Raw genomic sequence first — 23,295 nt, 5'->3', positions numbered from 1 at the left:
CCCCTCCGTCAGCTTCGCTGCCACCTCCCCCGTGAACGGGGGAGGAAAACAATCGCAGAACCACGCACGATTACTCCGCTGCGCGTTCAGCTGGTGCCGACGGCGCGGCCATCGGCTCCAGCCCCAGATCGCGCATCAGTGCGCCGTCCTGTTCAAGATCCGGATTGGGCGTGGTCAGCAATTCCTCACCCACGAAAATCGAGTTTGCCCCGGCGAGGAAACACAGCGCCTGCAATTCGCGGCTCATGCCTTCGCGGCCCGCCGACAGCCTTACGACCGAGCGCGGCATCATCAGCCGCGCGGCCGCAATGGCACGGACGAAATCGAACCCGTCCAGCGGTTCGGCACTGCCCAGCGGGGTGCCATCGACGGCCACCAGCTGGTTGATCGGCACGCTTTCCGGATGCGGTTCCAGTCGGGCCAGCTCGACCAGCAGCCCGATCCGGTCATCCTCGCCCTCGCCCATGCCGATAATGCCGCCACAGCAGATATGGATGCCCGCCTCGCGCACCCGGCCCAGCGTTTCCAGCCGGTCCTCATAGGTGCGGGTCGTGATCACCGAGCCATAGTATTCGCGGCTGGTATCCAGATTGTGGTTGTAATAATCGAGCCCTGCAGCTTTCAGGCGCTCGGCCTGTCCGTCTTCCAGCATGCCCAACGTGACACAGGTCTCCAGACCTTCCGCTTTCACGCCTTCGATCATGGCACAGACGGCCTCGACATCGCGGTCTTTCAGCGAGCGCCAGGCCGCCCCCATGCAAAACCGCGTCGCCCCGCCGGCTTTTGCCGCCCGGGCCTTTTCCAGCACGTCATCAACCGGCATCAGCTTGGAGGCTTTCAGCCCGGTCTCGTGGAAAGCCGACTGACTGCAATAGCCGCAATCCTCGGCGCATCCGCCGGTCTTGATCGACAGGAGCTGGGACTTCTGGACCGTATTGGCGTCATGATGCTGGCGGTGAACGCTTTGTGCTGCAAACAGCAAATCGTTAAACGGCGCGCGGTATATCCTCGCCGCTTCTTCTGCCGTCCAGTCAAAGCGGGGCTTTGACAGGGCATCGATATCCAGGACACTGGCTGACATGGACCCTCGCTCTCATTCAACTCTGGCGGACCCTAGGAAGAGCCTTGCTCTGCGGCAAGCGGCCAAGGGCATGTTCTGGCTGGCTTTTGCAGCCATTACGGTGATTGCGCTTCTGCCCGGTCCGGCGGCGCCTCCACGCCTTCTGGGAACCGACAAGATCGAACATGCCGCTGCTTTTGCGGTGCTGGCCTTTCTGGCAAGTGCGGGCTGGCGCGGTCTGCCGCTCTGGTTCATCGCACTGGGCCTTCTGACCCACGGCCTGCTGATCGAGCTGATCCAGTCTTCGCCCATCCTGCAACGGACAATGTCGCTGGCCGATCTCGCTGCCGATGCGGTGGGGATCTTGCTGGGATTAATACTGGTCGCGCTGCTCGGAATGCGCCGCCCGTGACCCGCCCGCCCTACAAGCCCTTTCACGCCGGTCCGCCGCGCTTTCAGGTCGCACTTTCGCGCATCGAGCCGGAACTCTGGCTCTCGCCTGACCCGGAAGCGGACTGGCTGGCGCTGAAGGGAGGGCGCCTGGATAAGGATCCCTCCCTCTATTACCGCGCCCTTCCCGAAGCTGCCCCTGCTGAAGCCGAAGCGCTGTCGCGCATTGAGACGGCGACCTGCAAGGCTTGCTCTGACCGCGACGAGCCCGCCCTGATCGCGGCGGGGCGGCTGGTCTCCGATGATCTCGTGGTGATGGAAAATCGCGGTGAGGGATGGATCGCCACCAGCCTGCTTCTGACCCAGCCGACCTTCTTTTCCCTTGATGACAGCTTCAATCGCGAGCTTCACCAGCTGCACGATCCGGTGCCCGGCGGCAATCCGGGTCTGGCGGGCAAGATCAACCGCGTCTTCGACCGCATGCCGGCCGGCGAAGTGTTCGAACGCTTCAACTGGACCGTCCAGCTGGGCTCGGAGCGCTGGTGGCCGCATGGCTCGAAAATGCGTGAACAGCTGACCGGGCTGGCCCCGGAAGATGCCATCGATCAGCTCTGGCTGCGGGTCGAACGCCAGACGCTGGTCCGGCTGGAATCGACCAATGCCATTCTGTTCTGTATCCGCATCTGCCTCGATCCGCTTGGCAGCGCTCTGGCCGATCCGGCCGACCGTGCGGCCTTCGCAAAGAACTGGCGGGCTGCGTCAGCGGATGCGCTGGCCTACAAGCGCTGGGGTCAGTTCAACGCCCATGTCGAGGCCGCACTATCCGCCATGGATACCCCATAGAAAAAGGCCCCGCCGGATGACGGGGCCTTGATCATGTCCGGCGGGTTCAGCTCGCCGGATGGCTCGGGTCAGCCGGATCGGACGGATCCGGTTCACCTGGTGCCGGTGGCTCCGTGCCCCAGTCATCACCGGCCCAGTTGGGCGGCAATTCACCGGTCTTGTCGAAGCGGCGCGTATACGCCACCACAACGCCGGATAACATCAGGAGCGCCACCACATTCGGCAGCAGCATCGAGGCATTGGCGATATCGCCAAACCGCCAGAGACCGGCCACATTGGTGATCAGCGTTCCACCGAAAGCGACCAATACCCAGAGATAGCGGAACGGCTTGGCCGCCCAGTCGCCAACCACATAGGTCGCGCACTGCTCGGCATAGTAGGACCAGCCGATAATCGTGGTGAAGGCGAACAGGGCCTGTGCCGCCAGCACCACCCAGGCGCCGCCAATCATACCCTCTGAATACGCTGCCGTGGTGATGGCCGAGGCTTCCAGATCAGCGGATTGCCAGGCATAGGCGACCGTCCCGCCAGCAGACGGATAGGCGCCTTCTACGACCAGGATGACCAGCGCCGTCATGGTGCAGATCACCATCGTGTCGATGAAAACGCCCAGCATGGCAATTTCGCCCTGTTTGACCGGATTCTTGGTCTGTGCGGCCGCGTGGGCGATCGGGGCGGAACCCTGACCGGCCTCGTTCGAGAACAGGCCGCGCGCCACACCGGCGCGCACCGCAGCCAGAACACCATAGCCAGCGAGCCCGCCACCGGCCTGTTCCCAGCCAAATGCGCCACCGATGATCTGCATGAAAGCCATCGGGATATGATCGAGATGCGTCACGAGAACATAGAGTGCCGCCAGAATATAGGCAGCGGCCATGAAGGGGATGATCTTGCCGGCGACATTACCGATCGACTTGATGCCACCGATAATGACGATGAAGACCAGCGCGGCGAGCACCACGCCGACGGCCCAGTTGGGAATGTTGATGCCCATGGAGGCGCCGGCTTCAACAGCCGACTGCGTCACCGAATTGGCCTGGATGGCACCGCCGGTCGCGACAGCGGAAAGAATGGTGCCAAGGCAGAACAATATGGCCAGCCAGGCCCAACTCTTACCGAGGCCGTTCTTGATGTAATACATCGGACCGCCATGGAAGTGGCCGTCCGGGTGTTTTTCCCGGAACCGCACGGCCAGGCTGGATTCGGCATAGGCTGCGGCCATCCCGAACAGGGCTGTCACCCACATCCAGAAGATGGCGCCCGGTCCGCCCAGCGTGATCGCTGTGGCAACGCCGGCCAGATTGCCGGTGCCGACCTGACCTGACAGCGCTGTTGAGAGCGCGTTCCAGGGCGAGATTTCGCCTTCGCCCTGCCCTTTGCGGCCGCTCCATAGCTCACCGAAGGCCGGAAACAGCCGCAGCAGCGGCCGGAAGCCCAGAATGACCATGAAGATCAGGCCGGTGCCCAAAAGGGCGATTGTGATGATGCCGACGGGCAGGATGCGATTATCACCCCAAGTCCCGCCCCAGAGAAAATCACTGACCATGGTGGCCGTGTCAAAAAAGGCGTCCATACCTCTCCCCAAGGATTACTCGGGCAGACCTTAGAAAGCTCGTGGATGCTTGCAACGCTTTTCTGGCGGCCAATGACAGTCTTGTGACCGGCTCTGAGCCTAGTTGCGCACCTCGATTGAGAACACGCCCCACACCCAGTCGCTGTCATCGGTATCGGCCAATGCCTCGTCCGTATCGCGCGGCCAGACGATCATGGCTGGACCAAAGCCGCCGATATTGAGCGCATCGCCTTCCATGCGGATGGCGAGAATTACATCATGCTCCATCACCATGGAAAGCGGGATGTCGCGCTGATAACCGTCCAGCGCCGTGACGGTCAGCGTGCCGCCCTGCGGCTCGGCAATCGACAGAACGTCGCGCAGAAGAGGGCCTGAAAAGCTGCGGGTCTCGCTGCCCTGGGGATAGGCGACGCGGATGGTGCGTTGTTCCATGTCCGCCAGGCTGGCGAAAGGCATCACACAGGCGGCGTCGAATTCAATGCCATAGGCCCGGAACAGCGGTTCCAGCTCGGCATTGAGCGGGCCCCGGTCGACGGTCCCGATCTGACCATGAATGGTGACGATATCGCCGCCTTCGGCGAAGTCTGGATTGCCACCGCAGGCCGTCAGGCTGATGGCGGCGGCCAGAACCGTGAATATCCGGATCATGTCAAATTTCCCCCGTTGGTTGCAGCGCAACATAGCTGAGTCGGCTGATCGGGTGAACGGGAAAACGGGGACAAAAATCCCTATTGTGAAAAGCTCCGGCGATAACGGCTCTCATCCGTCCGGGTCATGATCACCGAAGTTTCGCCCAGTGGCCGGTTGAGGATATTGCCGCCGCCAAAGCGCCAGCCCTCTCCACTTTCTGCCATGGCGGCATATTCCGTCAGCTCGCCCTCGATATTCTCATAGCGGGTCCGGAACATCAGGAAGACATAGCGCACGCCGGGCCGGTAACAGTGGCCGCGCTCCGAACAGGGCAGGGTTTCGGCATCAATGGCACCCGCCTGCAGGATCTCGATCGAAATGAGCTCGCCGGAATGACGGCGCGAGGCCCGCATGAAATCTGTCCAGCGCTCGCGCGGCCACCAGTTGCGGATTCGCCGGTCCGTCAGCCGCCATTGCACGTGATAATCCTCGTCGCGATAGGCCGTCAGCCAGTCGAGAAAGACGCCATAGGCCTCGCGCACCTCAGCCTCGCTCGCGGGCTCAACGTCCTGCGCCATTGCAGGCGTGGTGCCGATGAGCGCGAGGATGAGAAGGCAGGTCAGGCGGTGCATGGCTTCAGACAAGCGCGCGGCCGGTCGCACCGCAACTCACGATGGGGTGAGGACGGGCTTCAAAACTCACAGCGCCCCAGCCTTGAGCGCGTTTCATGTGAGCACGGCCCGCAGCAATGGCGTTCGTGCTCGGCACCCGGGCCGCGCGCAACGGAAACAACTCAAGAAATCGGGATCCGCAGGTCAAGCCGGAGGAAGACGGTTTTTCCGAACGCGAAGCGTTCCAAAGCGCGACTGCACGCCCACAATTAAAACAGCCTGACAGAGTGCGACCGCACGACGGGCGGTCAGCCCGCCCCATCGGAGCCGTGAGCGCAGCGAACTGGCGTGAGATCAGATCGCGAAGCGTTCCAAAGCGCGACCGCGCGCCCGCAGCGTAAGCGAGGACCGACCGAGCGGAGGCGAGGGAGGACAATAAAAAGAGAAAACAGCCCGCCTTCGCCAAGGCTTCGGCGCGACCAGCCTTCGCTCGAATAAAGGGAATGGCTTGCCTAGCCGAAGCTCGCGTCAGCGAGCGAAGGCTGGCGCACCCGACAGGATTCGAACCTGTGACCTCTGCCTTCGGAGGGCAGCGCTCTATCCAGCTGAGCTACGGGTGCGTAGGGCGCGTTGTCTAACCGAGCGCGGGCCGGGGCGCAATGCCCCTAACGCCGCCCCGACATGGCCTGTGCACGCAGGGCCAGCTTGAGCAACAGGTCCCCGGCGATGAGGTCGGCCGGCGCGCCGGAGCGCTTCATCTGGCGTTCGGCCTCGAAGGCGGCGGCCCGGGCCTGATCCAGCGTCCGCCCGCGCCAGATCGAGGACTGGCTCCTGAAGGCGTCCGCGGCCGGCCCGAAGCGCGGTGCTCCGAGGCGCAAAGCGGCATCCGGGCCCGAGACGGAGGCTTCGCCCAGCTGGTCGAGCCGGCGTTGCAGGCTGCGCACCAGGCTGACCCCGCTGGCCCCGCCAGCCAGCGCCCTGTGCCAGGCATCATCGGCGTGGCTGACCGCACCGCCCATGGCGCTGTCGACGGCGCGATCAAGTGCCGCCTCACCGCCGGTGGTGGCGCAGGCCTCGACATCAGCCAGCGAGATCGTGTCGTCATCCGCTTCGCGGGTCTCTTTCGGGCCTTTATAGAGGATCAGCTTGTCGACTTCCGAGCGTGCCACGCCGCGATCGCCCTCGATCAGCGGCAGGAGATGGGCGCGGGCATCCGAAGAAATGGTCAGACCCTCTGCGGCCAGCGCTTCGTCGACGAAATCGGCCAGATTGCGCCCGGTTTCGGCATAGCAGGGTATGGCGATGGCGCCTTTGGCCGGCTCGAACGTCTTTCGCAGCTTTCCGGCCGGTTTCAGATCCCCGGCCTCAACCACCATCCAGGCTTCAGCAGCCGCCTTTCCGGCCTCGTAATCCTTGAGGAAAGCCGCCACAGGTGCGCCACCGGCCTCACTGGTCAGCTGGACCCGGACAAGGGTCTCTCCGCCCATGAGCGACAGGGCCGCCATCCCGTCAGCCAGCGCCGCCGGGTCAGCCTTCAGATCGTCATCGGTCAGACGGGTGACGGCGAAGGGATCATCGGGATCGGCCAGAAGGGATTTGACCAGCGCATTGGCGCGCTCGCGCACAAGGCCGCGGTCCGGCCCATAGATCAGCCATGCCTTGATGGACTTGTCAGGCTGCGCAATCCGCGCAGCAGCGTCGCGGGCTGTCGCCTTCACTGACCGCCGCGATGAATGTGCCGCGCCACGCGCAGCGCAATCCTGTCTGCGGCTTCCTGGGTCACCCGCTCTTCCGCATCGCGCCTGGCACTGATCGCTGCATAGGGCTCTCGCGGAATATCAAAGGTCGCCTCGGTCTGGACGGATTCCGTCATGGCCGGCGTTCCGGTGGCTGTTTCGACCAGTGAGAAGTCCACGGTCAGCCTCAGCACGGAGCGGTTGGCAATATCATCCGCGCCCACGCCCAGCCCGGCTGTGCGGGTGCTGGTTTCGGCAACAAGCCTATACCGGCCGCCACCCGGCGTGCCGAAGCGGTCATTCAGGGCCTCATCCAGCATCTGGTCGACCCGTTCCTGACCTTCGACCACAATGGTCACGCCGCGTACGGCCGCAATCTGGCCAGCATCGCCATAGAGCGGCTGGAAGGCACAGGCCGAAAGGCCCAGCGTGCCGGCAGCCAGAACAGTTACAAGAAGCGCACGTTTCATCATCAGCCCGCCACGATGTTGACGATCCGGTCGGGGACCACGATCACTTTGCGCACTGTAAGCCCTTCCAGCGAACGCGCCACCCCCGGATCGGCCAGCGCTGCTGCTTCGGCATCATCCTTGGCCGTGCCCTTCGCCAGCTCGATCTCGCCACGCCGTTTGCCATTGACCTGAACCGCTATGGTTACGGTGTTGTCGACCAGCAAGGACGGATCGGCCTCCGGCCAGCCGGCAGAAACCACCATGCCGTCTCCGCCCAGCCGCTCCCAGCAGGCTTCAGCGAGGTGTGGCATGAAGGGCGAAATCAGCTGGGCGAGGATGCCCAGTGCTTCGGCCTCTGCGGCTTTTCCGGCATCATCACCGCCGCGGAATTTGCGCAGCGCATTGACGAAATCGTGGATCTTGGCCACGGCCGTATTGAAGCGGAAGCTCTCGATCGCCTCGGTCACATCGCGGATGGCCCGATGGGCCACACGGCGGATTTCCAGCGGCTCGCCTTCGGCATTTCCGGCAGCCTTGCCGGGAGCCGGAATCTCATCAGCGCGCTCGTCCACCAGGCTCCACAGGCGCTGGATGAACCGCCAGACACCGTCCACGCCGCCATCGGTATATTCAACATCCCGTTCGGGCGGGCTGTCGGACAGCACAAACCAGCGCGCAGCATCCGCGCCATAAGTGTCGATGAAATCGTCGAGGTCGACGACATTCTTCTTCGACTTCGACATTTTCTCGATCGCGCCGACCGTCACCGGACGGCCCCCTTCGATCTCGACCAGCTTGCCGTCCCGCTCCTCGATCTCGGTCGGGGCCAGCCAACGGCCATCCTCGGACCGGTAGGTCTCGTGTGTTACCATGCCCTGCGTGAACAGGCCGGCGAACGGCTCGCCATCGGGCAGATCGATCAGACCGCAATCGCGGATCGCGCGGGTGAAGAAGCGCGCATACAAAAGGTGCAAGATCGCGTGTTCAATGCCGCCCACATACTGATCGACCGGCATCCAGCGCCGGGCCTCGTCGGCATCAAACGGCTTGTCTTCTGGCCAGGGTGAGGCAAAACGCAGGAAATACCAGGACGAGCAGACAAACGTGTCCAGCGTGTCGGTCTCGCGCCTTGCCGGTGCGCCGCACTCCGGGCAATCGACATTGCGCCAGCCCTCATGCCGGTCGAGCGGATTGCCCGGCGTGTCGAAGGTGACATCGCGCGGCAATTCCACCGGAAGAGCTGTGTCTGGCACCGGCACCACGCCGCATGTCCCGCAATGGATGACCGGGATCGGACAACCCCAATAGCGCTGGCGGGAGACCAGCCAGTCGCGCAGACGGTAGGTGGTCGCACCCTGGCCCAGATTCACCTTTTCCAGCTCGGTGATGCAGCGCTCTATGGCCTCATCGGTCGCCAGTCCGTCCAGGAAACGCGAATTATAGATCGTGCCCGGCCCGGTATAGGCCTCGGTGTCGATGCTATGGCTGGCCGCGTCGGTATTCGGCGGCAACACGACCGGCGTCACGTCCAGATCGTATTTACGGGCAAAGTCGAGATCGCGCTGGTCTCCAGCCGGTGAACCGAAAATCGCGCCCGTGCCATAGGTCGACAACACGAAATTCGCTGACCAGACCGGGATTTTCCATTTCTTGTCAAAGGGATGCAGGACCTTGACGCCCAGATCGACACCCTTCTTGGGGGCCTTCTCGATCTCTTCCTCACTGGTCCCGGCAGAGGCGCAATCGCGGGTGAAGCTGTCGACAAACGGATCATCCTGACCGAGTTCACGGGTGATGGCGTGATCGGGAGCCAGCGCCAGGAAGCTGGCGCCGAAAATCGTATCCGGCCGTGTCGTGAACACGGTGATGCCGGGCATGCCGAAGCGCTCCGCATCCGCCGGATCAGCGAACGGGAAGGTAATGTGCGCCCCGCGCGACCGGCCGATCCAGTTGGCTTGCATCAACCGGACTTTCTCCGGCCAGCGGTCCAGCGTCTCCAGCCCGTCCAGCAGGCTGTCGGCATAATCGGTGATCTTCAAAAACCACTGGTCCAGCTCGCGCTGCACAACCGGCGCGCCAGAGCGCCAGCCTTTGCCGTCGATCACCTGTTCATTGGCCAGAACCGTATTGTCGACCGGATCCCAGTTGACCTTGGCCTTGCGGCGCTCGACCAGGCCCTTTTCCATCAACTTCAGGAAAATCGCCTGCTGATGCTTGTAGTAATCGGGTTCGCAGGTGGCGATCTCTCGGTCCCAGTCCAGCGACAGGCCGAGCCTTTTGAGCTGGCCGCGCATGACCTCGATATTCTTCAGTGTCCAGTCGCGCGGATGGACCTGGCGTTCACGTGCCGCATTCTCGGCGGGCAGGCCGAACGCGTCCCAGCCCATCGGGTGAAGTACGTCAAAGCCGCGGGCGCGCTTGTAGCGGGCCACAACATCGCCCATCGCATAATTGCGCGAGTGCCCGACATGGATCTTGCCGGACGGATAGGGGAACATTTCCAAGACATAGTATTTCGGCCGGTCAGACGCTTCGCGGCCTGCGCGGTCCACGCCCTGATCGGCCCAGATGCTTTGCCATTTCGGCTCGGCTTCCCTGGGATTGTATCGGCTCATCTTGATGTGTCCTGAACCCGCGCCCTGCACGGGTTGGGGTTTAGTCTTGCGTCGAGATACGCAGCTGACGCGCCCGCGTCAGAATGGCGTTCTCGATATCCAGCGCGGTCTGGCCCGACACCGAAGCGTCGATCCACTCACCATCCTCGGCGCGCTCCTGACGGAAAACACGGACCGAAAGGGCATCGCCCCGCAGGCGCGTATCAAGAATGTAGACCGTGACCTGGAAACGCTCGGACGGCAGTTCCGGGTTGGCGTACCAGTCCGTAACGATGACGCCGCCGAACGGATCGACTTCGCGCAGCGGCATGAAGCTGATCGTGTCCAGGCTGGCCCGCCACAGGAAGCTGTTCACACCAATGCCTGCCGGACGATGATCGCTCGATCCGCTGGTCAGGCTCGGAAGGCGTAGCCCGCCCCGCTCATTGTCAGCACGCGGCGTGGACGAACAGGCCGCGAGCGCCAGCGCGGAAAGCGCAAGAACCGGCAGGGTAAGGGAGCGGCTGAACTTCATCGATCGGTCTCCATGAAAGGCAGGCCCGGCCGGCGGCCGGAATGCGGCTTGATCTATAACATGCGAAACGCGCATGGCCAGCCATTGGCGACACCTCTTGCAGGGCCGGTCCGGATTTCTCCATCGTGGCTTTCAGGACACATCTGCCTTTTTCTTGCCATAATTGCCGCTCGGCTTGCTTGACGATGCAGGGCAGTGCGGTGTGGATTAACGCCTCGTCCGGGGGGACGGGGCCGACCGGCGGGGCCGCGAGAGGCATGATGTTACGGATTTCTGGCGCGATCATATTCTCCGCGCTGTCCGTTGTCCTCGCGGCCGCGCCGGCGCATTCTTTCCAGAACAATTCCGATTTCAGCGAGGCGTTTGCCGCGGTCGAATTCCGTTTTTCGGCCGATGCGGCACTGGTCTTTGCGGCGGGTGATTATGGCGGCAGCACGCTGGCCGATCTGGATATGCGCTTTGAATGGGAAGGCATTTCCGACAATGGTTGGCGCTGGGGTGCAGAGTTGGGTCTTCATGCGCAGGCCGATAGCGCCCGTGAAGGCTTTGCCAATCAGGCGGGACTGACTGTGCCTCCGCAGCGCTCGCTGACCACAGGCCGGTATAATGGCGGTGTGCCGGAAACCCGCCAGCGCGCGGTTGCGGCCAGCCAGGCGGCGCTGTTTCTGAAAACCTCATGGGGGGACTGGCGCGCCGGGCTGACGCCGGGCGCGGCTGCGGCGGAAACCGTACCCATGCCGACCGGCTCGGCCTATGTCCGGCTGGATGGCGGCCCGTTATCGCCGTCCTATGGTGCTGCGATAAGGACGTTGAACGCAGCCTCCGGCCTCGGACCGTCCCTGATCTATACCAGCCCGCGTATTGTTGGCCTCCGCGCTTCGGTCTCCTTCACACCGGAGACCGCCTATTGCGCCATCGATTTCTGCCGGTCGAACGAGACCCTTCCGCAGCTGGCGTCCTCGCACCTGGAGAACTTATTCGAGGCGGGTCTGTCCTTTGATCATACATTTATCGAGGCCGGCCGGGTGCGTCTGGGTGTCAATCTGGTGCGCGCCGAGCCCCGATCGGTTCGTTTTGCCGAAGACTATCAGGCCGTGGGTTTGCAGGCCCGCTGGTCCCGGGAAGACTGGCATGCCGGCATCTCTGCTCTCTGGTCGGACAATGCCGTCTCCAATGGCGGGTATGAGGCCGTGATGGCGGCTGTGCGGCGTGACGCCGGATTGTGGAGTGTCGGACTGGAATGGGCGCAGGCCAGCGATGACCTGCTGATGGAGACCCAGGACGCGTATCAGCTGACCGTTTCTCGCCTCGTAGGCGAAGATTTCAGTGTGGCATTTGGATTACACGAGGTCGATACGGAGTTTACGCAGTTCGGCCCCTTAGTGACTGGAAATTCAGCAAGAAATGGAACGGGTGCCTTTCTGGAGCTGGTCTTCAACCACTAGGCGCACGAAGAATTTCCGTTAAATCGCCGTAAGTCTGCCAATCAGGGCTTCGAATCCGGCCGCCTCTTGGCTATATTGGATAGCTACTGAGGGGTATTGCAGATGCGCTTTGCGTTGAAAGCTGATTGGATCGCGTGTGCGGTCGCGGGGCTGATGGCCACCGCGCCGGGCGCTTTCGCGTTCCAGGATGCCGTCAGCGCGTCGAGCGATGACGATGCCCAGCAATGGTATGAGACCTACACGCTCAGCTCTGACATGGCGCCGGGCGTCAATCTCGACTTCCCTGACAGTGAAGTGGAATTCGACAGCGGTGATGGCTGGGGCTTTACGCTCGGCTTCGACCGCAGCGAAGACCAGCGCTACGAGTTCGATTCGATCGAAACCGGTGTTTATGTCGACCTCAATGACCGCTTCCGCTTCGGTGGCTCGATCCGGTTTTCCAATCCGGACAATCTGATCGAGGGCCCGCAATTGCGCGAGCGTGCTCCGGAAGTGAAGTTCGAGACCGGCTGGCGCTTCTAGGCTTGCAACGCCTCTATCGCGGCCAATCCTGAAAATCCGACATCCTCCAGCCTGCGGGCGGAGTCTGCGTTCACACCGCCCAGCGCATAGACAGGCAAGAGTGCCTGGCTGACCAGCTGGCGGGACCTGAACCGCCCCAGCGCCTTTCCACTGCCTCGGCTGTTGGTGACACAAACCGGAGAGAGCAGTGCTGCATCTGCCGATAGCCGGTGCGCCCGTTCCAGCTCGGCCCGGTCATGCGCTGAAACGGTCATGACCCTCTCCCTGTTTCGCCGCCGCCAGTCGCGCGCCTGCCGCGCCAGCCGGGCCGGCCAGTGAACACCATCGGCATCGCAGGCCTCAGCCAGGGCCGGATCGGCCGAAATCAACAGGACCAGCGCTTTTGCCCGCGCGATACCGGCGAGCTGGCTGGCCTCGGCGAACCGCTCCTTGCGGCCGAAATGCCGGTAGATCAGCGCGCAACCGGCGGGCAATCCGGATGCGAAAGCCGCCACATCGGGCGTGCGGACCGGATCGGTCAGCGCCATCAGCGGCGGCAACAGGTCCGGAACGCCCGGCCATCTGGCGGCCAGCCTTGCCAGTCTTTCAGCTTCGGAATAGTTGCGGGATGTCATGACCACTGATCTAGACGAATTTGCCGCGCGCCGGAACGCCATCCTGGATGCGATCGCCAACGCCGCCCGCATGGCCGCACGTTCGCCTGCGGATATCGCGCTCGTCGGCGTCTCCAAGAAGCAGCCTGATGAACGGATCGATCTGGCGCTGGCCGCCGGACAACGCGTCTTCGGGGAAAACCGGGTCCAGGAAGCCGAGGCGCGCTGGACCCATCGCCGCGCCGCCTATACGGATCTGGAATTGCGTCTGATCGGTCCGCTCCAGACCAACAAGGCGGAACAGGCCGTCGCGCTCTTCGATGTCATCGAGACGCTGGACCGGCTCAAGCTGGCGCGTGAACTTCGCAAGGCGATGGACAAGCTGGGCCGGACGCCGCGCCTCTATGTTCAGGTCAATACCGGCGAGGAAGACCAGAAGGCGGGCATTGCCCCGGGGGAGCTGGGCGAATTCCTACAGCTTGTCCGGACGGAATACGGCTTCGTGATTGAAGGCCTGATGTGTATTCCGCCGGTCGAGGAACCGGCCGGGCCGCACTTTGCCATGCTGGCGGACCTCGCCGCCGCGAACGACGTGAAAAAACTCTCCATGGGGATGAGCGCGGATTTCGAAACCGCTGTGAAATTCGGCGCCACCAGCGTGCGGGTTGGCTCTGCCCTGTTCGGCGAGCGCCCTAGCGCCTGATCTCGAGCGCATCGCCCGGGCGGGCAGTTTTCAACACAGTCTCCAGATCGTCGCGCTTCAGCGCCACGCACCCGAGCGTCCGCGGATAGTCCGGCTTGGCACAATGCAGGAAGATCGCCGAGCCCAGCCCCGGCTGCGGCGGTTCATCATTGTGCGAGAGGATGACGATGATGTCGTAAAGCTCATCCTGGCGGGTCAGCTCCTCGCAAGAAGCCGGATAGGGAAGGCGCACTGGCCGGTTATAGGCGCCATTCTCCGGCGCATCGCACCAGCCATCATCGGGGCGGATCTCGCGAACCGGCAGCGCCGTATCCGGCCGGGTCACACGATCTGCCCGGTAAAGAACGCGGCGAAGCCGGTAGGTGCCGAGCGGTGTGGCGCCATCGCCTTCCCGCTTGGAGGCCTCATCAATGACGCCGCCCTTGCCGAGGGCGGCACGAAACGCGAAGCCGGCGCCCGAGAAAACGCCTTCGGATGAAACGGTGAAAACAGTCATGAATGCGATTTGCCTACAGGCCGCCCGATCGCGCAAGTGGTCGGCGCGGGACGCCAGACTTCAGGCCAAGCCCGGCGCGGCGCCCCGATCGCCTCCCCCACCACGGAGGTGTCACGCCGTCTGGCCGTGGCCGGGGCGCGTCAGCGTTAACCATGCAATTTTGCGGCCATTTTCACGCGCCAATGACAGGCGCGTAACGCCTTTGTGTGCTTGACCGTGATGGCCTGACCGGGTCATTCCTGCCGTGTATTTTCTGCCGGTGGGCAGGAATTGCCTCCCGCTGAAAAACAGGCATGATCGAAAAACCATGAGCGCCAAGAAAACGATTCTCTGTGTCGATGATGACGACGATCTCCGCGAAACCCTGGTCGAGCAGTTCGGATTTCATGACGAATTTGCTATCCGCGATGCCGCTGATGCCACCAGCGGGATAAAGATTGCGCGCGATGAACGCGTCGATCTGGTCCTGCTGGATGTGGAATTGCCCGACATGGATGGCCGCGAGGCTTGCCGGCTGATGCGCAAGAATGGCGTCACGGCGCCGATTGTCATGCTGACCGGTCAGGATACCGATGCCGACCAGATCCTCGGGCTCGAATCCGGCGCCAACGACTACGTCACCAAGCCATTCAAATTCTCGGTCCTGCTGGCCCGGGTGCGCGCCCATTTGCGCAGCCATGAGCAGAGCGAGGACGCCGTCTTCCAGATCGGCCCCTATGAATTCAAACCGTCGATGAAGCTGCTGGTGACGGCAGATGAAAAAAAGGTCCGTCTGACCGAGAAAGAGACCAATATCCTCAAATATCTCTACCGGGCGGGCGGCAAGCCGGTCTCGCGCGACGAGCTGTTGCACGAGGTCTGGGGTTATAATCCCAACGTCACGACCCACACGCTGGAAACCCATATCTACCGGTTGCGGCAGAAGATCGAACCGGACCCCGCCCGTTCGCGCCTGCTGATCACCGAAAGCGGTGGTTACCGGCTGCAGAGTTAGGCTCTAAAGCACCAGATCCAGCACCACCGGCACATGATCGGACGGCTTTTCGCGGCCGCGCTCGGGTTCGTAGATCCGGAAGCCGTCGCGGCCTTTCGCCAGCGCCGCATCCTTCAAGGGCGGGGTGACCCAGATATGATCGAGCCGCCGCCCGCGATTGGAGGCCTTGTAATCCCGCGCGCGATAGCTCCACCAGGTGTAGATCTTTTCCGGCTCGGGGATGACTTCGCGGGCCACATCGACGAAATCGCCGGCATCGATCACCGCATTCAGCTTCTCCACCTCGACGGGCGTGTGAGAGATCACCTTCAGAAGCTGCTTGTGTGACCAGACATCGTTTTCCGTCGGCGCAATGTTGAAATCGCCAAGGATCAGGATCTTGTCCTTCTTTGTGTTCCGGGCTCCGAAATAATCCCGCATCCGGTCAACGAATTCCAGCTTGTGGGCGAAGCGCGGATTGGTCTCGACATCGGGCTCGTCCCCGCCGGCCGGGACATAGAAGTTGTGCAATTCGATCCCGGCCACGCCGACGCGCTGATGCCGGGCTTCCTCGCGCGGGCAGATCGCCTCATCGCCCAGATCCTCCAGCGGAAGTTTCGAGGCGATGGCCACGCCATGCATGCCTTTCTGCCCGCGGATATGGAAATGCTCATAGCCCATCGCCCGGAAAGTCTTTTCCGGGAATTGTTCCTCCAGGCATTTGATTTCCTGAAGGCAGAGCACGTCCGGCTGCGCCTTGGCCACGAAGGGCGCAATCAGCGGTTCGGCGCGCAGGCGCACGGAGTTTACATTCCAGCTGGCGATCGACAGCTTTGTCATGAAGTCTAGCCTTTACAGTACGTTATAGGTTGATCCGGCGAGCCCGATCGGCCAGCGCCCGCGTACGAACAGCCGCCAGCGGGCCAGGAAGGGATGCGGCGGATCCTCATCCTCGGATTCGGACAGGATCACCAGTGCCGCGCCATTGGCCGCTTGTACCAGCGCGCCCGCAGCCGCATTCAGCACGCTTTCATCGCGCATATCGCCCAGCGAAGCGGAATAGGCGACGGCATCCTGTGCCGCCTCTCCGGCCTTCAGGCCGACATATTCCAGCGCTGTGCTGATCCCGTCCTCATCGATCCGTTCGGCAGCTGCGGCGACGAGCCCTGCGCGTAGCATCTCCTCGGCTTCCCAGCCCTCGGGATTGAAATCCAGAGCTTCAGCGGCTTCCGCGGCTTCGTCCCAGCTGGTCAGGAGGCCGGGTTCGGCATAGGGAAAACCCAGCCCGTCCAGATAGGTTCGCGACAAATCCTTCTCACGGTTATCCAGCGGATCGCCCAGCCGCATGAACAGGCGCGCATCCGCAATCCCGTCGGCAAAGGCCCGGACCTTGTAGAGCAGCGGGATCTCGTCCAGCAGGCGGGTAAAATCATCATCGGACATATGTGTTACCTGATACGGACTTCACCATTTCGGAATTCAAACAGGACCACGCAATTCGACAGGGCCTGCCCCTGCGGCAATTCCTCGAACCGCCAGCGTTGGACAGCGCGCTCGGCCGCCCGTTCAAAATAGCCTTCCGGCACCGATTCCGCAGCGCGCACGCGATGAGGCCGGCCGGTGTCATAGACATGGAAGCGAACAACGACCCAGCCTTGCAGGCCCCGGATCCAGGCGCTTCTGGGGTAGTCAGGCAGCTCGAACTGGCGGGCTGCCAATTGCGCACCCTGACAGTCTTCCGGCCCGATCAACCGTTCGACATTCGCCGGGATCGGGAAGGGCTGTGTGGCCATGAAAGGCTCGTCGCGCGGATCCAGCCCCCCGGCACCGGGCAAGGAGGAGACGCTGGAACAGGCGGCCAGGGCCATGGCACCCAAGGGAAGAAGTCTCTGTATCATCAATCTACGCTAACGCGGTTATCGCAAAAGAAAAACGCCCCGGCGGTTCGGGCCGGGGCGCTTGTGACCGCCTAGTAGCGGTAATGCTCGGCCTTGAACGGGCCGTGCTGTTCGACGCCGATATAATCGGCCTGTGTGGGTGACAGCTCTGTCAGTTTCGCCCCCAGCTTCGGCAGGTGCAGGGCCGCAACCTTTTCATCCAGATGCTTGGGCAGGATGTAGACCTCGTTCGAATAGTTATCGCCGCGGGTCCACAATTCGATCTGCGCCAGCACCTGATTGGTGAAGGAGGCCGACATCACGAAGGACGGGTGACCATTGGCGTTTCCGAGGTTTACCAACCGGCCTTCGGACAGAAGAATGATCCGGTTACCATCCGGGAATTGCACCAGATCGACCTGCGGCTTCACATTGGTCCACTGGAAATTCCGCAGCGCCTCGACCTGAATTTCATTATCGAAGTGACCGATATTACAGACGATCGCCATGTCCTTCATGGCGCGCATGTGATCGACCGTCAGAACGTCCTTGTTGCCGGTCGCGGTGACGAAGATATCGCAATCATTGACGACATCCTCGACCGTCACCACCGCATAGCCGTCCATCGAGGCCTGCAGGGCGCAGATCGGGTCGACTTCGGTGATCGCCACGCGGGCGCCGGCCTGGCGCAGCGATTCCGCCGATCCCTTGCCAACATCACCATAACCACAGACCAGAGCGGTCTTGCCGGCCATCATCACGTCGGTGCCACGGCGGATGGCATCCACCAGGCTTTCGCGGCAGCCATAGCGGTTGTCGAATTTCGACTTGGTCACCGAGTCGTTCACATTGATCGCCGGGAAGGGCAGCTCGCCGCGCTTCTGCATCTGATAGAGGCGCATCACGCCTGTCGTGGTTTCTTCCGAAACGCCCTGAACCGCAGCCTTTGCCTTGGCGAACCAGCCCGGCGATTGCGCGATACGCTTCTTGATCTGGGCGAACAGGAATTTTTCTTCCTCGGACTTCGGTTCTCCCAGGATGGAGGGATCATTTTCCGCCTTTTCACCAAGGATCAGGTAGAGCGTGGCGTCACCCCCGTCATCGAGGATCATGTTGGCGGTTTCGCCGTCCGGCCAGGTGAAGATGCGGTCTGCAAAATCCCAGTATTCTTCCAGCGTCTCGCCCTTGTGCGCGAAGACCGGAATACCCTTCTCCGCAATCGCGGCAGCGGCATGGTCCTGGGTCGAGAAAATATTGCATGACGCCCAGCGTACTTCCGCGCCCAGCTCGACCAGAGTCTCGATCAGAACAGCCGTCTGGATGGTCATGTGCAGCGAACCGGCAATACGCGCGCCCTTCAGCGGCTTGGTGTCGCCATATTCCGCACGCAGGGCCATCAGGCCGGGCATCTCGATTTCGGCCATTTCGATTTCGGTGCGGCCCCACTGGGCAAGTGACAGGTCTTTTACGGCATGATCGGACATGGTTCGAGGGTCCTTCCTTATTGGAAACTTTGGAAAAACGACCCTCCGGGGCGGGGACTCCCGGCCGGAAAGGCTTGTGGATGGGGCGCCGGTTAGCACGCGTCCCGCTTTCACACAATGCGGCGGCGTGGATGGCGTATCAAAAGATTCCGTGAAACCCCTGACTCTGGCGGCCCAAATCTTGTATAAACAGGGTTCAGAGGCCCGTCAGAAGCGGGCCCTGCCGCGGCGGGTGTGCCGCAAGACATTAAAAGGGGTGGGTTCATGTCGAGTATTCCGGGGGCGCACGCCAGCCTCGGCTTCGGGCGTAAACGCGTCGAATTCTACGCTGCGCCGGGGGTAACCGCCGGCGCTGCCGCGCATCGCGGCGAGCACGAAATCCGCGATATGGACGGCCAGTCCCACATATTGCGCCTGTCCCGGCCCGATACACCTCTGGAATCCGGAGAGAATGTTACCGTCCTGCGCTTGCAGAGCGGGCCTGACCATGAATCCCGCCCGGTCGCCCTGATCAATCACGACCGGAATGCCTGGACCCGTACCGCACCGGATGCCACCGGCATTCTGGGCCGCAGCGGAATTACCCGAGGACTGAACTGGTGGCTGTCCATGATCCTGTTCATGGTCACAGCACTGGCGTTCTCCTGGCCGGATATCCGCCTCTTCATGCTGGAGGTTGATCCCGCGCTGTTTGCAGCGCTGCCCGATCTCAATGTCTTTGAAATGGCGCGCCAGCAATTCCCGATCCTGCCCGGTTTCGATCTGGCCGCTGTCATTCCCGGATTCTCCGGTGTAGCCGGTCAGGTCAGCCTCGCCGAATGGCTGACCCCGAATGTCCTGGCGTTTGCAGCCGGCCTTCTGGTGCTGGCCCTGTTCACCTATTTTGCCCGTTCCTGGCGGATTATTTGGGTGCCGGCCTACGCCGCCGCAGCGCTGGCAGCGGGACTGGCGCTGGGGGCGATTGCACCGCTCATTCCGTCCATGCTGGCACTGGCCGGGGTCGGCCTGCTTTTCTGCCTGGGAGGCATCGTCAACCGAACCCGCGACTCAGCCCGGCTGGAGGGCCGCATTGCCCGTCTCAGCGAGAACATCCTCCGCAATCCGCCGCGCGAAGGCGTCAGCGCGCCTGCTGCGGCAGGTGCGGCCCTGTCCACCGGCGTGGCTGCCGATGCCGTGATTGAGGCAGCTGAGCCGGCCGCTGATCAGGCCGAAGCGCCGGAAGAGCTTGCTGTCGAGGAGGCCGCTGAACTCGCTGATGAAAGTGTTGATGATGATCTGCCCAGCGACGAGGCGCTCGCCGCTGCCCGTGCGGATGTGGCGCCTGCCGATGAGGACATGGCTGATCCGGCGCCGGTTCCCTCGCTTCGCGCCTCACAAGAGGATGGTCCCGAAACACGCGATCCGGACCGCGACATGATCATGCCGCCGCCCCCACCGCTGGCCAATCGCTCGGTCAGCGATAATGGCGATGCCGGTGAAGCCGGCGAACCGGACGACACGCCGGTTGCTGAAGCTGAAGCCGCCGGTACAACGCCGGATGCCGTGGCCGCTACGCCTGAAACGGCCGATACTCCGCAACTGGATGAAGGTCCGGAAGCCGGTGATGATGAGCAGGATCCCTTCCTTTCGAGCTCTCCGGCCCGAGAGGAGGACGATCCGCGCTCCTAGGCAGATTCGTGGAAACGGTCCTCGACAAGCTTGACGAGGGCCTCCAGTGCGGGTTCCGCCTGAGGCCCTTCAGCATGGATGACAATGTCCGTGCCGTGCCCGGCGGCCAGCATCAACAAGTCCATGATCGAGGATGCCTCGACTTTCTCATCGCCACGCTGGACTTGGACCCGGGCATCATAATCAGCGGCAAGATCAACAAATTTCGCTGATGCGCGGGCATGCAGCCCCCGCTCATTGCAAATGGTCACGCGGCGGGAGTGCGGCATTACTTGCTGGCGCTTTCCAGCACGCGGGCCGCACGCGCGACATAACGTTGGCCCGCTTTCTCGCCGGCCTCGGCCAGAGCCTCGAGATCCAGCGTCCCGCGGCCCTCGGCCAGCTTGATCATCATGGGAAGATTGATCCCGGCCAGCACTTCCACCTTGCCCGGCGACAATTGCGAAATCGCCAGATTTGACGGTGTGCCCCCGAACATGTCGGTCAGGATCAGAACCCCTGCCCCGCTATCGAGGCGGGCAATGCGGTCGCGCAAATCATCCCTGCGTTCGGCCAGATCGTCGTCCGGACCGATGCACACGGCTTCGCACTGCTCGAGCGGGCCGACGACATGCTCGGTCGCCGCGACAAACTCGCGGGCCAGATCACCATGTGTAACGATCAGAAAACCGATCATGCCTTACCCCATCGGCCTTGATTAAATCCCGCAGCGCCTGCAACGGAAAGGCCTTTTTTCACGCCGGGCTCAATTTTGAGCAGCGCGGGGGAAGGCGACCACGAAGCGGGCCCCCTTTATCTGGCCGTTTTCATCTACCCGGTTCTCGGCCCGGATATGTCCGCCATGCACGCGCACAATTTGCCGGGCAATGGCCAGGCCAAGCCCGGAATGAGAGCCGAATTCCGCGCCTTTCGGACGCTGGGTGTAAAACCGCTTGAAGATGGTTTCCAGATTGTCGGGCGGAATGCCGGGGCCCTCATCCTCGACCGTTATGGTCAGCGCCTGATCCGCTTCCAGGCTCAAACGGATGGAAACCACCCCATCCACCGGGGAGAAGGTAATGGCATTATCGATCAGGTTCCGGACGACCTGGCCGATCGGGGCGGCGCGCCCCTCGACAGGCCCCGTTTCCAGTCCGGTTGTGAAGGCGAGCCTCGGACCGGATTCGCGGGCTGTTTCATAGGACGAAACCGTATCCCCGATCAGCTGCACAAGATCGACATGGCCGACCGCCTCGCGGGCCAGTTCGGCATCAAGGCGGGAGGCTCGCGAAATGTCTGTGATCAGCCGGTCCATGCGCCGCACATCCGAGGAGATGACCTGTAAAAGCCGGTCCCTCTGCTCGTCATTTTTCGCCCGAGGCAGGATTTCCGCCGCTGACCGGATCGAGGTCAGCGGGTTTTTCAATTCATGCGCGACATCGGCCGCAAACTGTTCGATGGCATCCATCCGGTCGTAGAGCGCAGCTGTCATTTCCCGCAGCGCCTCGCCCAGCTCGCCGATTTCATCGCGGCGCCCGGCCAGCGAGGGCATTTCCACCCGCCTGCCCTTGGCCTGGCGGACCCGCCGGGCCGCTTCCGCCAGGCGCCGGATGGGCCGGGCAATGAACACGGTCAGGGTCAGCGAAGACAGGATGGACACCAGCGCCGCCAGCAGGAAGAAAGGGAACAGGGCGCGCCGTTCATCGGCAATGATTTGGTCCAGATCGAAGGATTCCAGCGTCACCACGCCGACGACGGCACGCACCGGCTGGATGGGTACGGTGACCGATACAACGCGCGACCCGTCCGGTTGACGGCGCACGCCGGCGACCACTTCGCCTTCAATCGCAGCGGCCACCTCCTGCTCGAGCGTCCGGTTCAGTGCGGCGCGCTCCTCTTCCGTCCGGAACAGGCCGCCAAACCGGTCGAGCAGGCGCGAAAGCAGGCTTCTGGCATCTTCCGCCAGATCAGAAGGCAGGGCTTCGCCTGGCGGCGGCAATTCCGTGACGTCGAGCCGGTTGGTCAGCAGATGGCTGTCGGCCACGAGTTGTGCGGCCTTGTTGAAGATGCGGGCCCGCACATCATCGGGCACATAGAGATCCCGCAGGAGCAGCCGCGCATCACCTTCCAGGAGAATGGGGGAAGGGTCGCTTTCCGCTGCGCCCTCTGCCATCACATTGGCGATCAGCCGGCCTTCAACCAGCAATGCCTCGATCTTGGCATTGACCAGGCCACGCCGCGTCTCGGACACGGCCAGCATGCCGACAATCAGGACGATCAGCGCAAGCCCGTTGGCGACCAGGATGATCCAGGCCAGCCGCGAGAAGGAGAGTCCGCGAACGGAGGAGAGCGTGCGTCTAGCTCTCCTTGTAACGGTATCCAACACCATAAAGCGTCTCGATGGCGTCGAACTCCTTGTCGACTTCTCTGAATTTCTTGCGAATGCGCTTGATGTGGCTGTCAATGGTGCGGTCATCGACATAGATCTGATCGTCATAGGCCGCATCCATCAGTGCATCGCGGCTTTTGACGTAGCCGGGGCGCTGGGCCAGAGACTGCAGGATCAGGAATTCCGTCACCGTCAGCCGGACCGGCTCGCCTTCCCAGGAACAGGAATGCCGGTTCGGATCCAGCGACAGGCGCCCGCGCATGATCGGCTTGCTATCACCATTCGGCGCTCCCGGTTCTCCGGCCGGATCGGGCCGCGCGCGGCGCAGCACCGCCTTCACCCGCTCGCCCAGAAGGCGTTGCGAGAACGGTTTGGTGATATAGTCGTCGGCACCGAGATTGAGACCGAGCGCCTCGTCGAATTCGTCATCCTTCGAGGTCAGGAAAATCACCGGCATGTTCGAGGACTGGCGCAGCCGCCGCAGCAATTCCAGCCCGTCCATGCGCGGCATCTTGATGTCAAATACGCCCAGATCAGCTGGATCATCGGCCAGTTCTTCCAGCGCGGAAGCCCCGTCATTAAAGGTCCGCACCGTATATCCCTCGCCTTCCAGAAAGATGGAAACCGAAGTGATGATGTTCTCGTCGTCGTCGACCAGCGCGATTGTGGCCATCAGCGCGCCTCCCATGCACGTTTCATGCGACCTTAGACAAGCTGGACGAGAAGCGAAAGCGTCAGGGTT

The 23,295-nt window shown here is 62.7% G+C and carries 25 protein-coding genes and 1 tRNA gene; 7 read left to right on the top strand and 19 right to left on the bottom strand.

What is annotated here, in order from left to right:
* Positions 1 to 70: 70 nt before the first annotated feature.
* A complete protein-coding gene (gene bioB / locus V0U79_RS11540; protein WP_330199667.1) occupies positions 71 to 1,081 on the bottom strand; it encodes a biotin synthase BioB in 1,011 nt (336 codons plus the stop codon).
* On the opposite strand from bioB, the gene V0U79_RS11535 reads away from it, so the two are divergent.
* Positions 1,080 to 1,472 (top strand): hypothetical protein, encoded by a 393-nt coding sequence (locus V0U79_RS11535; RefSeq protein ID WP_330199666.1) that lies wholly within the window; start codon positions 1,080 to 1,082, stop codon positions 1,470 to 1,472. The two genes, bioB and V0U79_RS11535, sit on opposite strands and share 2 nt — an antisense overlap.
* Positions 1,469 to 2,293, top strand: a complete 825-nt coding sequence (locus tag V0U79_RS11530; RefSeq protein ID WP_330199665.1) for a heme-dependent oxidative N-demethylase subunit alpha family protein — start codon at positions 1,469 to 1,471, stop codon at positions 2,291 to 2,293. Before V0U79_RS11535 ends, V0U79_RS11530 begins: the two co-directional genes overlap by 4 nt.
* A gap of 46 nt (positions 2,294 to 2,339) precedes the next feature.
* On the opposite strand, the gene V0U79_RS11525 is transcribed toward V0U79_RS11530, so the two are convergent.
* The 8 genes from V0U79_RS11525 to V0U79_RS11490 all read right to left on the bottom strand — a co-directional run bounded on the left by V0U79_RS11525 (position 2,340) and on the right by V0U79_RS11490 (position 10,424).
* Positions 2,340 to 3,866 carry an alanine/glycine:cation symporter family protein gene (locus tag V0U79_RS11525; RefSeq protein ID WP_330199664.1) on the bottom strand — a complete coding sequence of 509 codons (1,527 nt, stop codon included), beginning with the start codon at positions 3,864 to 3,866 and terminating at the stop codon, positions 2,340 to 2,342.
* 99 nt (positions 3,867 to 3,965) lie between these two features.
* Entirely contained in the window at positions 3,966 to 4,514 is a 549-nt protein-coding gene (locus V0U79_RS11520) for a putative pterin-binding protein (RefSeq protein ID WP_330199663.1), read from the bottom strand.
* An 80-nt stretch (positions 4,515 to 4,594) separates the two neighbouring features.
* Positions 4,595 to 5,128, bottom strand: a complete 534-nt coding sequence (locus V0U79_RS11515) for a DUF4019 domain-containing protein (protein ID WP_330199662.1) — start codon at positions 5,126 to 5,128, stop codon at positions 4,595 to 4,597.
* A gap of 522 nt (positions 5,129 to 5,650) precedes the next feature.
* A tRNA-Arg gene (locus tag V0U79_RS11510) sits at positions 5,651 to 5,727 on the bottom strand.
* A gap of 45 nt (positions 5,728 to 5,772) precedes the next feature.
* Complete coding sequence (holA, locus tag V0U79_RS11505) at positions 5,773 to 6,825, bottom strand: DNA polymerase III subunit delta (RefSeq protein ID WP_330199661.1); 1,053 nt, start codon at positions 6,823 to 6,825, stop codon at positions 5,773 to 5,775.
* A complete protein-coding gene (gene lptE, locus V0U79_RS11500; RefSeq protein ID WP_330199660.1) occupies positions 6,822 to 7,313 on the bottom strand; it encodes an LPS assembly lipoprotein LptE in 492 nt (163 codons plus the stop codon). Before lptE ends, holA begins: the two co-directional genes overlap by 4 nt.
* 2 nt (positions 7,314 to 7,315) lie before the next feature.
* The gene (gene leuS / locus V0U79_RS11495; protein ID WP_330199659.1) at positions 7,316 to 9,910 is read right to left on the bottom strand and encodes a leucine--tRNA ligase; all 2,595 of its coding nucleotides are present in this window, start codon (positions 9,908 to 9,910) and stop codon (positions 7,316 to 7,318) included.
* 40 nt (positions 9,911 to 9,950) lie between these two features.
* Positions 9,951 to 10,424 carry a DUF3576 domain-containing protein gene (locus tag V0U79_RS11490; RefSeq protein ID WP_330199658.1) on the bottom strand — a complete coding sequence of 158 codons (474 nt, stop codon included), beginning with the start codon at positions 10,422 to 10,424 and terminating at the stop codon, positions 9,951 to 9,953.
* A 257-nt stretch (positions 10,425 to 10,681) separates the two neighbouring features.
* Here V0U79_RS11490 and V0U79_RS11485 point away from each other — a divergent pair, with 257 nt between their 5' ends.
* Entirely contained in the window at positions 10,682 to 11,869 is a 1,188-nt protein-coding gene (locus V0U79_RS11485; protein ID WP_330199657.1) for a porin, read from the top strand.
* 102 nt (positions 11,870 to 11,971) lie between these two features.
* Positions 11,972 to 12,391 carry an NtrZ family periplasmic regulatory protein gene (locus V0U79_RS11480; RefSeq protein WP_330199656.1) on the top strand — a complete coding sequence of 140 codons (420 nt, stop codon included), beginning with the start codon at positions 11,972 to 11,974 and terminating at the stop codon, positions 12,389 to 12,391.
* Here V0U79_RS11480 and V0U79_RS11475 read toward each other — a convergent pair.
* Positions 12,388 to 13,005 (bottom strand): thiamine phosphate synthase, encoded by a 618-nt coding sequence (locus V0U79_RS11475; protein WP_330199655.1) that lies wholly within the window; start codon positions 13,003 to 13,005, stop codon positions 12,388 to 12,390. The genes V0U79_RS11480 and V0U79_RS11475 overlap by 4 nt on opposite strands.
* Between V0U79_RS11475 and V0U79_RS11470 the strand changes: the two genes are divergently transcribed.
* On the top strand, positions 13,004 to 13,687 hold the full coding sequence (locus tag V0U79_RS11470; RefSeq protein ID WP_330199654.1) for a YggS family pyridoxal phosphate-dependent enzyme: 684 nt from the start codon (positions 13,004 to 13,006) through the stop codon (positions 13,685 to 13,687). The two genes, V0U79_RS11475 and V0U79_RS11470, sit on opposite strands and share 2 nt — an antisense overlap.
* On the opposite strand, the gene V0U79_RS11465 is transcribed toward V0U79_RS11470, so the two are convergent.
* Positions 13,677 to 14,183, bottom strand: a complete 507-nt coding sequence (locus V0U79_RS11465; RefSeq protein ID WP_330199653.1) for a L,D-transpeptidase family protein — start codon at positions 14,181 to 14,183, stop codon at positions 13,677 to 13,679. The genes V0U79_RS11470 and V0U79_RS11465 overlap by 11 nt on opposite strands.
* A gap of 307 nt (positions 14,184 to 14,490) precedes the next feature.
* On the opposite strand from V0U79_RS11465, the gene V0U79_RS11460 reads away from it, so the two are divergent.
* Positions 14,491 to 15,177 carry a response regulator transcription factor gene (locus V0U79_RS11460; RefSeq protein ID WP_330199652.1) on the top strand — a complete coding sequence of 229 codons (687 nt, stop codon included), beginning with the start codon at positions 14,491 to 14,493 and terminating at the stop codon, positions 15,175 to 15,177.
* Positions 15,178 to 15,180: 3 nt separating this feature from the next.
* Here the strand turns inward: V0U79_RS11460 and xth are convergent, their stop codons facing one another.
* From xth to ahcY, 4 genes are all read right to left on the bottom strand, one after another.
* Positions 15,181 to 15,996, bottom strand: a complete 816-nt coding sequence (gene xth, locus V0U79_RS11455; RefSeq protein WP_330199651.1) for an exodeoxyribonuclease III — start codon at positions 15,994 to 15,996, stop codon at positions 15,181 to 15,183.
* Positions 15,997 to 16,008: 12 nt separating this feature from the next.
* Positions 16,009 to 16,599, bottom strand: a complete 591-nt coding sequence (locus V0U79_RS11450; protein WP_330199650.1) for a hypothetical protein — start codon at positions 16,597 to 16,599, stop codon at positions 16,009 to 16,011.
* 5 nt (positions 16,600 to 16,604) lie between these two features.
* Positions 16,605 to 17,054 (bottom strand): energy transducer TonB, encoded by a 450-nt coding sequence (locus tag V0U79_RS11445; RefSeq protein WP_330199649.1) that lies wholly within the window; start codon positions 17,052 to 17,054, stop codon positions 16,605 to 16,607.
* A gap of 71 nt (positions 17,055 to 17,125) precedes the next feature.
* Complete coding sequence (gene ahcY, locus V0U79_RS11440; RefSeq protein WP_330199648.1) at positions 17,126 to 18,517, bottom strand: adenosylhomocysteinase; 1,392 nt, start codon at positions 18,515 to 18,517, stop codon at positions 17,126 to 17,128.
* A 264-nt stretch (positions 18,518 to 18,781) separates the two neighbouring features.
* Between ahcY and V0U79_RS11435 the strand changes: the two genes are divergently transcribed.
* The gene (locus V0U79_RS11435; RefSeq protein WP_330199647.1) at positions 18,782 to 20,185 is read left to right on the top strand and encodes a hypothetical protein; all 1,404 of its coding nucleotides are present in this window, start codon (positions 18,782 to 18,784) and stop codon (positions 20,183 to 20,185) included.
* On the opposite strand, the gene V0U79_RS11430 is transcribed toward V0U79_RS11435, so the two are convergent.
* The 4 genes from V0U79_RS11430 to V0U79_RS11415 form a co-directional block, all read right to left on the bottom strand.
* On the bottom strand, positions 20,182 to 20,454 hold the full coding sequence (locus V0U79_RS11430; RefSeq protein WP_330199646.1) for an HPr family phosphocarrier protein: 273 nt from the start codon (positions 20,452 to 20,454) through the stop codon (positions 20,182 to 20,184). The two genes, V0U79_RS11435 and V0U79_RS11430, sit on opposite strands and share 4 nt — an antisense overlap.
* Positions 20,454 to 20,861, bottom strand: coding sequence for a PTS sugar transporter subunit IIA (locus V0U79_RS11425; protein ID WP_330199645.1), 408 nt, complete (start codon positions 20,859 to 20,861; stop codon positions 20,454 to 20,456). Before V0U79_RS11425 ends, V0U79_RS11430 begins: the two co-directional genes overlap by 1 nt.
* A 69-nt stretch (positions 20,862 to 20,930) precedes the next feature.
* Complete coding sequence (locus tag V0U79_RS11420) at positions 20,931 to 22,553, bottom strand: sensor histidine kinase (RefSeq protein ID WP_330199644.1); 1,623 nt, start codon at positions 22,551 to 22,553, stop codon at positions 20,931 to 20,933.
* On the bottom strand, positions 22,522 to 23,226 hold the full coding sequence (locus V0U79_RS11415; protein WP_330199643.1) for a response regulator transcription factor: 705 nt from the start codon (positions 23,224 to 23,226) through the stop codon (positions 22,522 to 22,524). The genes V0U79_RS11420 and V0U79_RS11415 overlap by 32 nt, the downstream gene beginning before the upstream one ends.
* Between the last annotated feature and the right edge of the window lie 69 nt (positions 23,227 to 23,295).

This window comes from Hyphobacterium lacteum, from assembly GCF_036330345.1.
Classification (GTDB): Bacteria; Pseudomonadota; Alphaproteobacteria; order Caulobacterales; family Maricaulaceae; genus Hyphobacterium; species Hyphobacterium lacteum.
The sequence above is the reverse complement of the archived record's forward strand: the minus strand, read 5'-3'. Positions and strand labels throughout refer to the sequence as shown.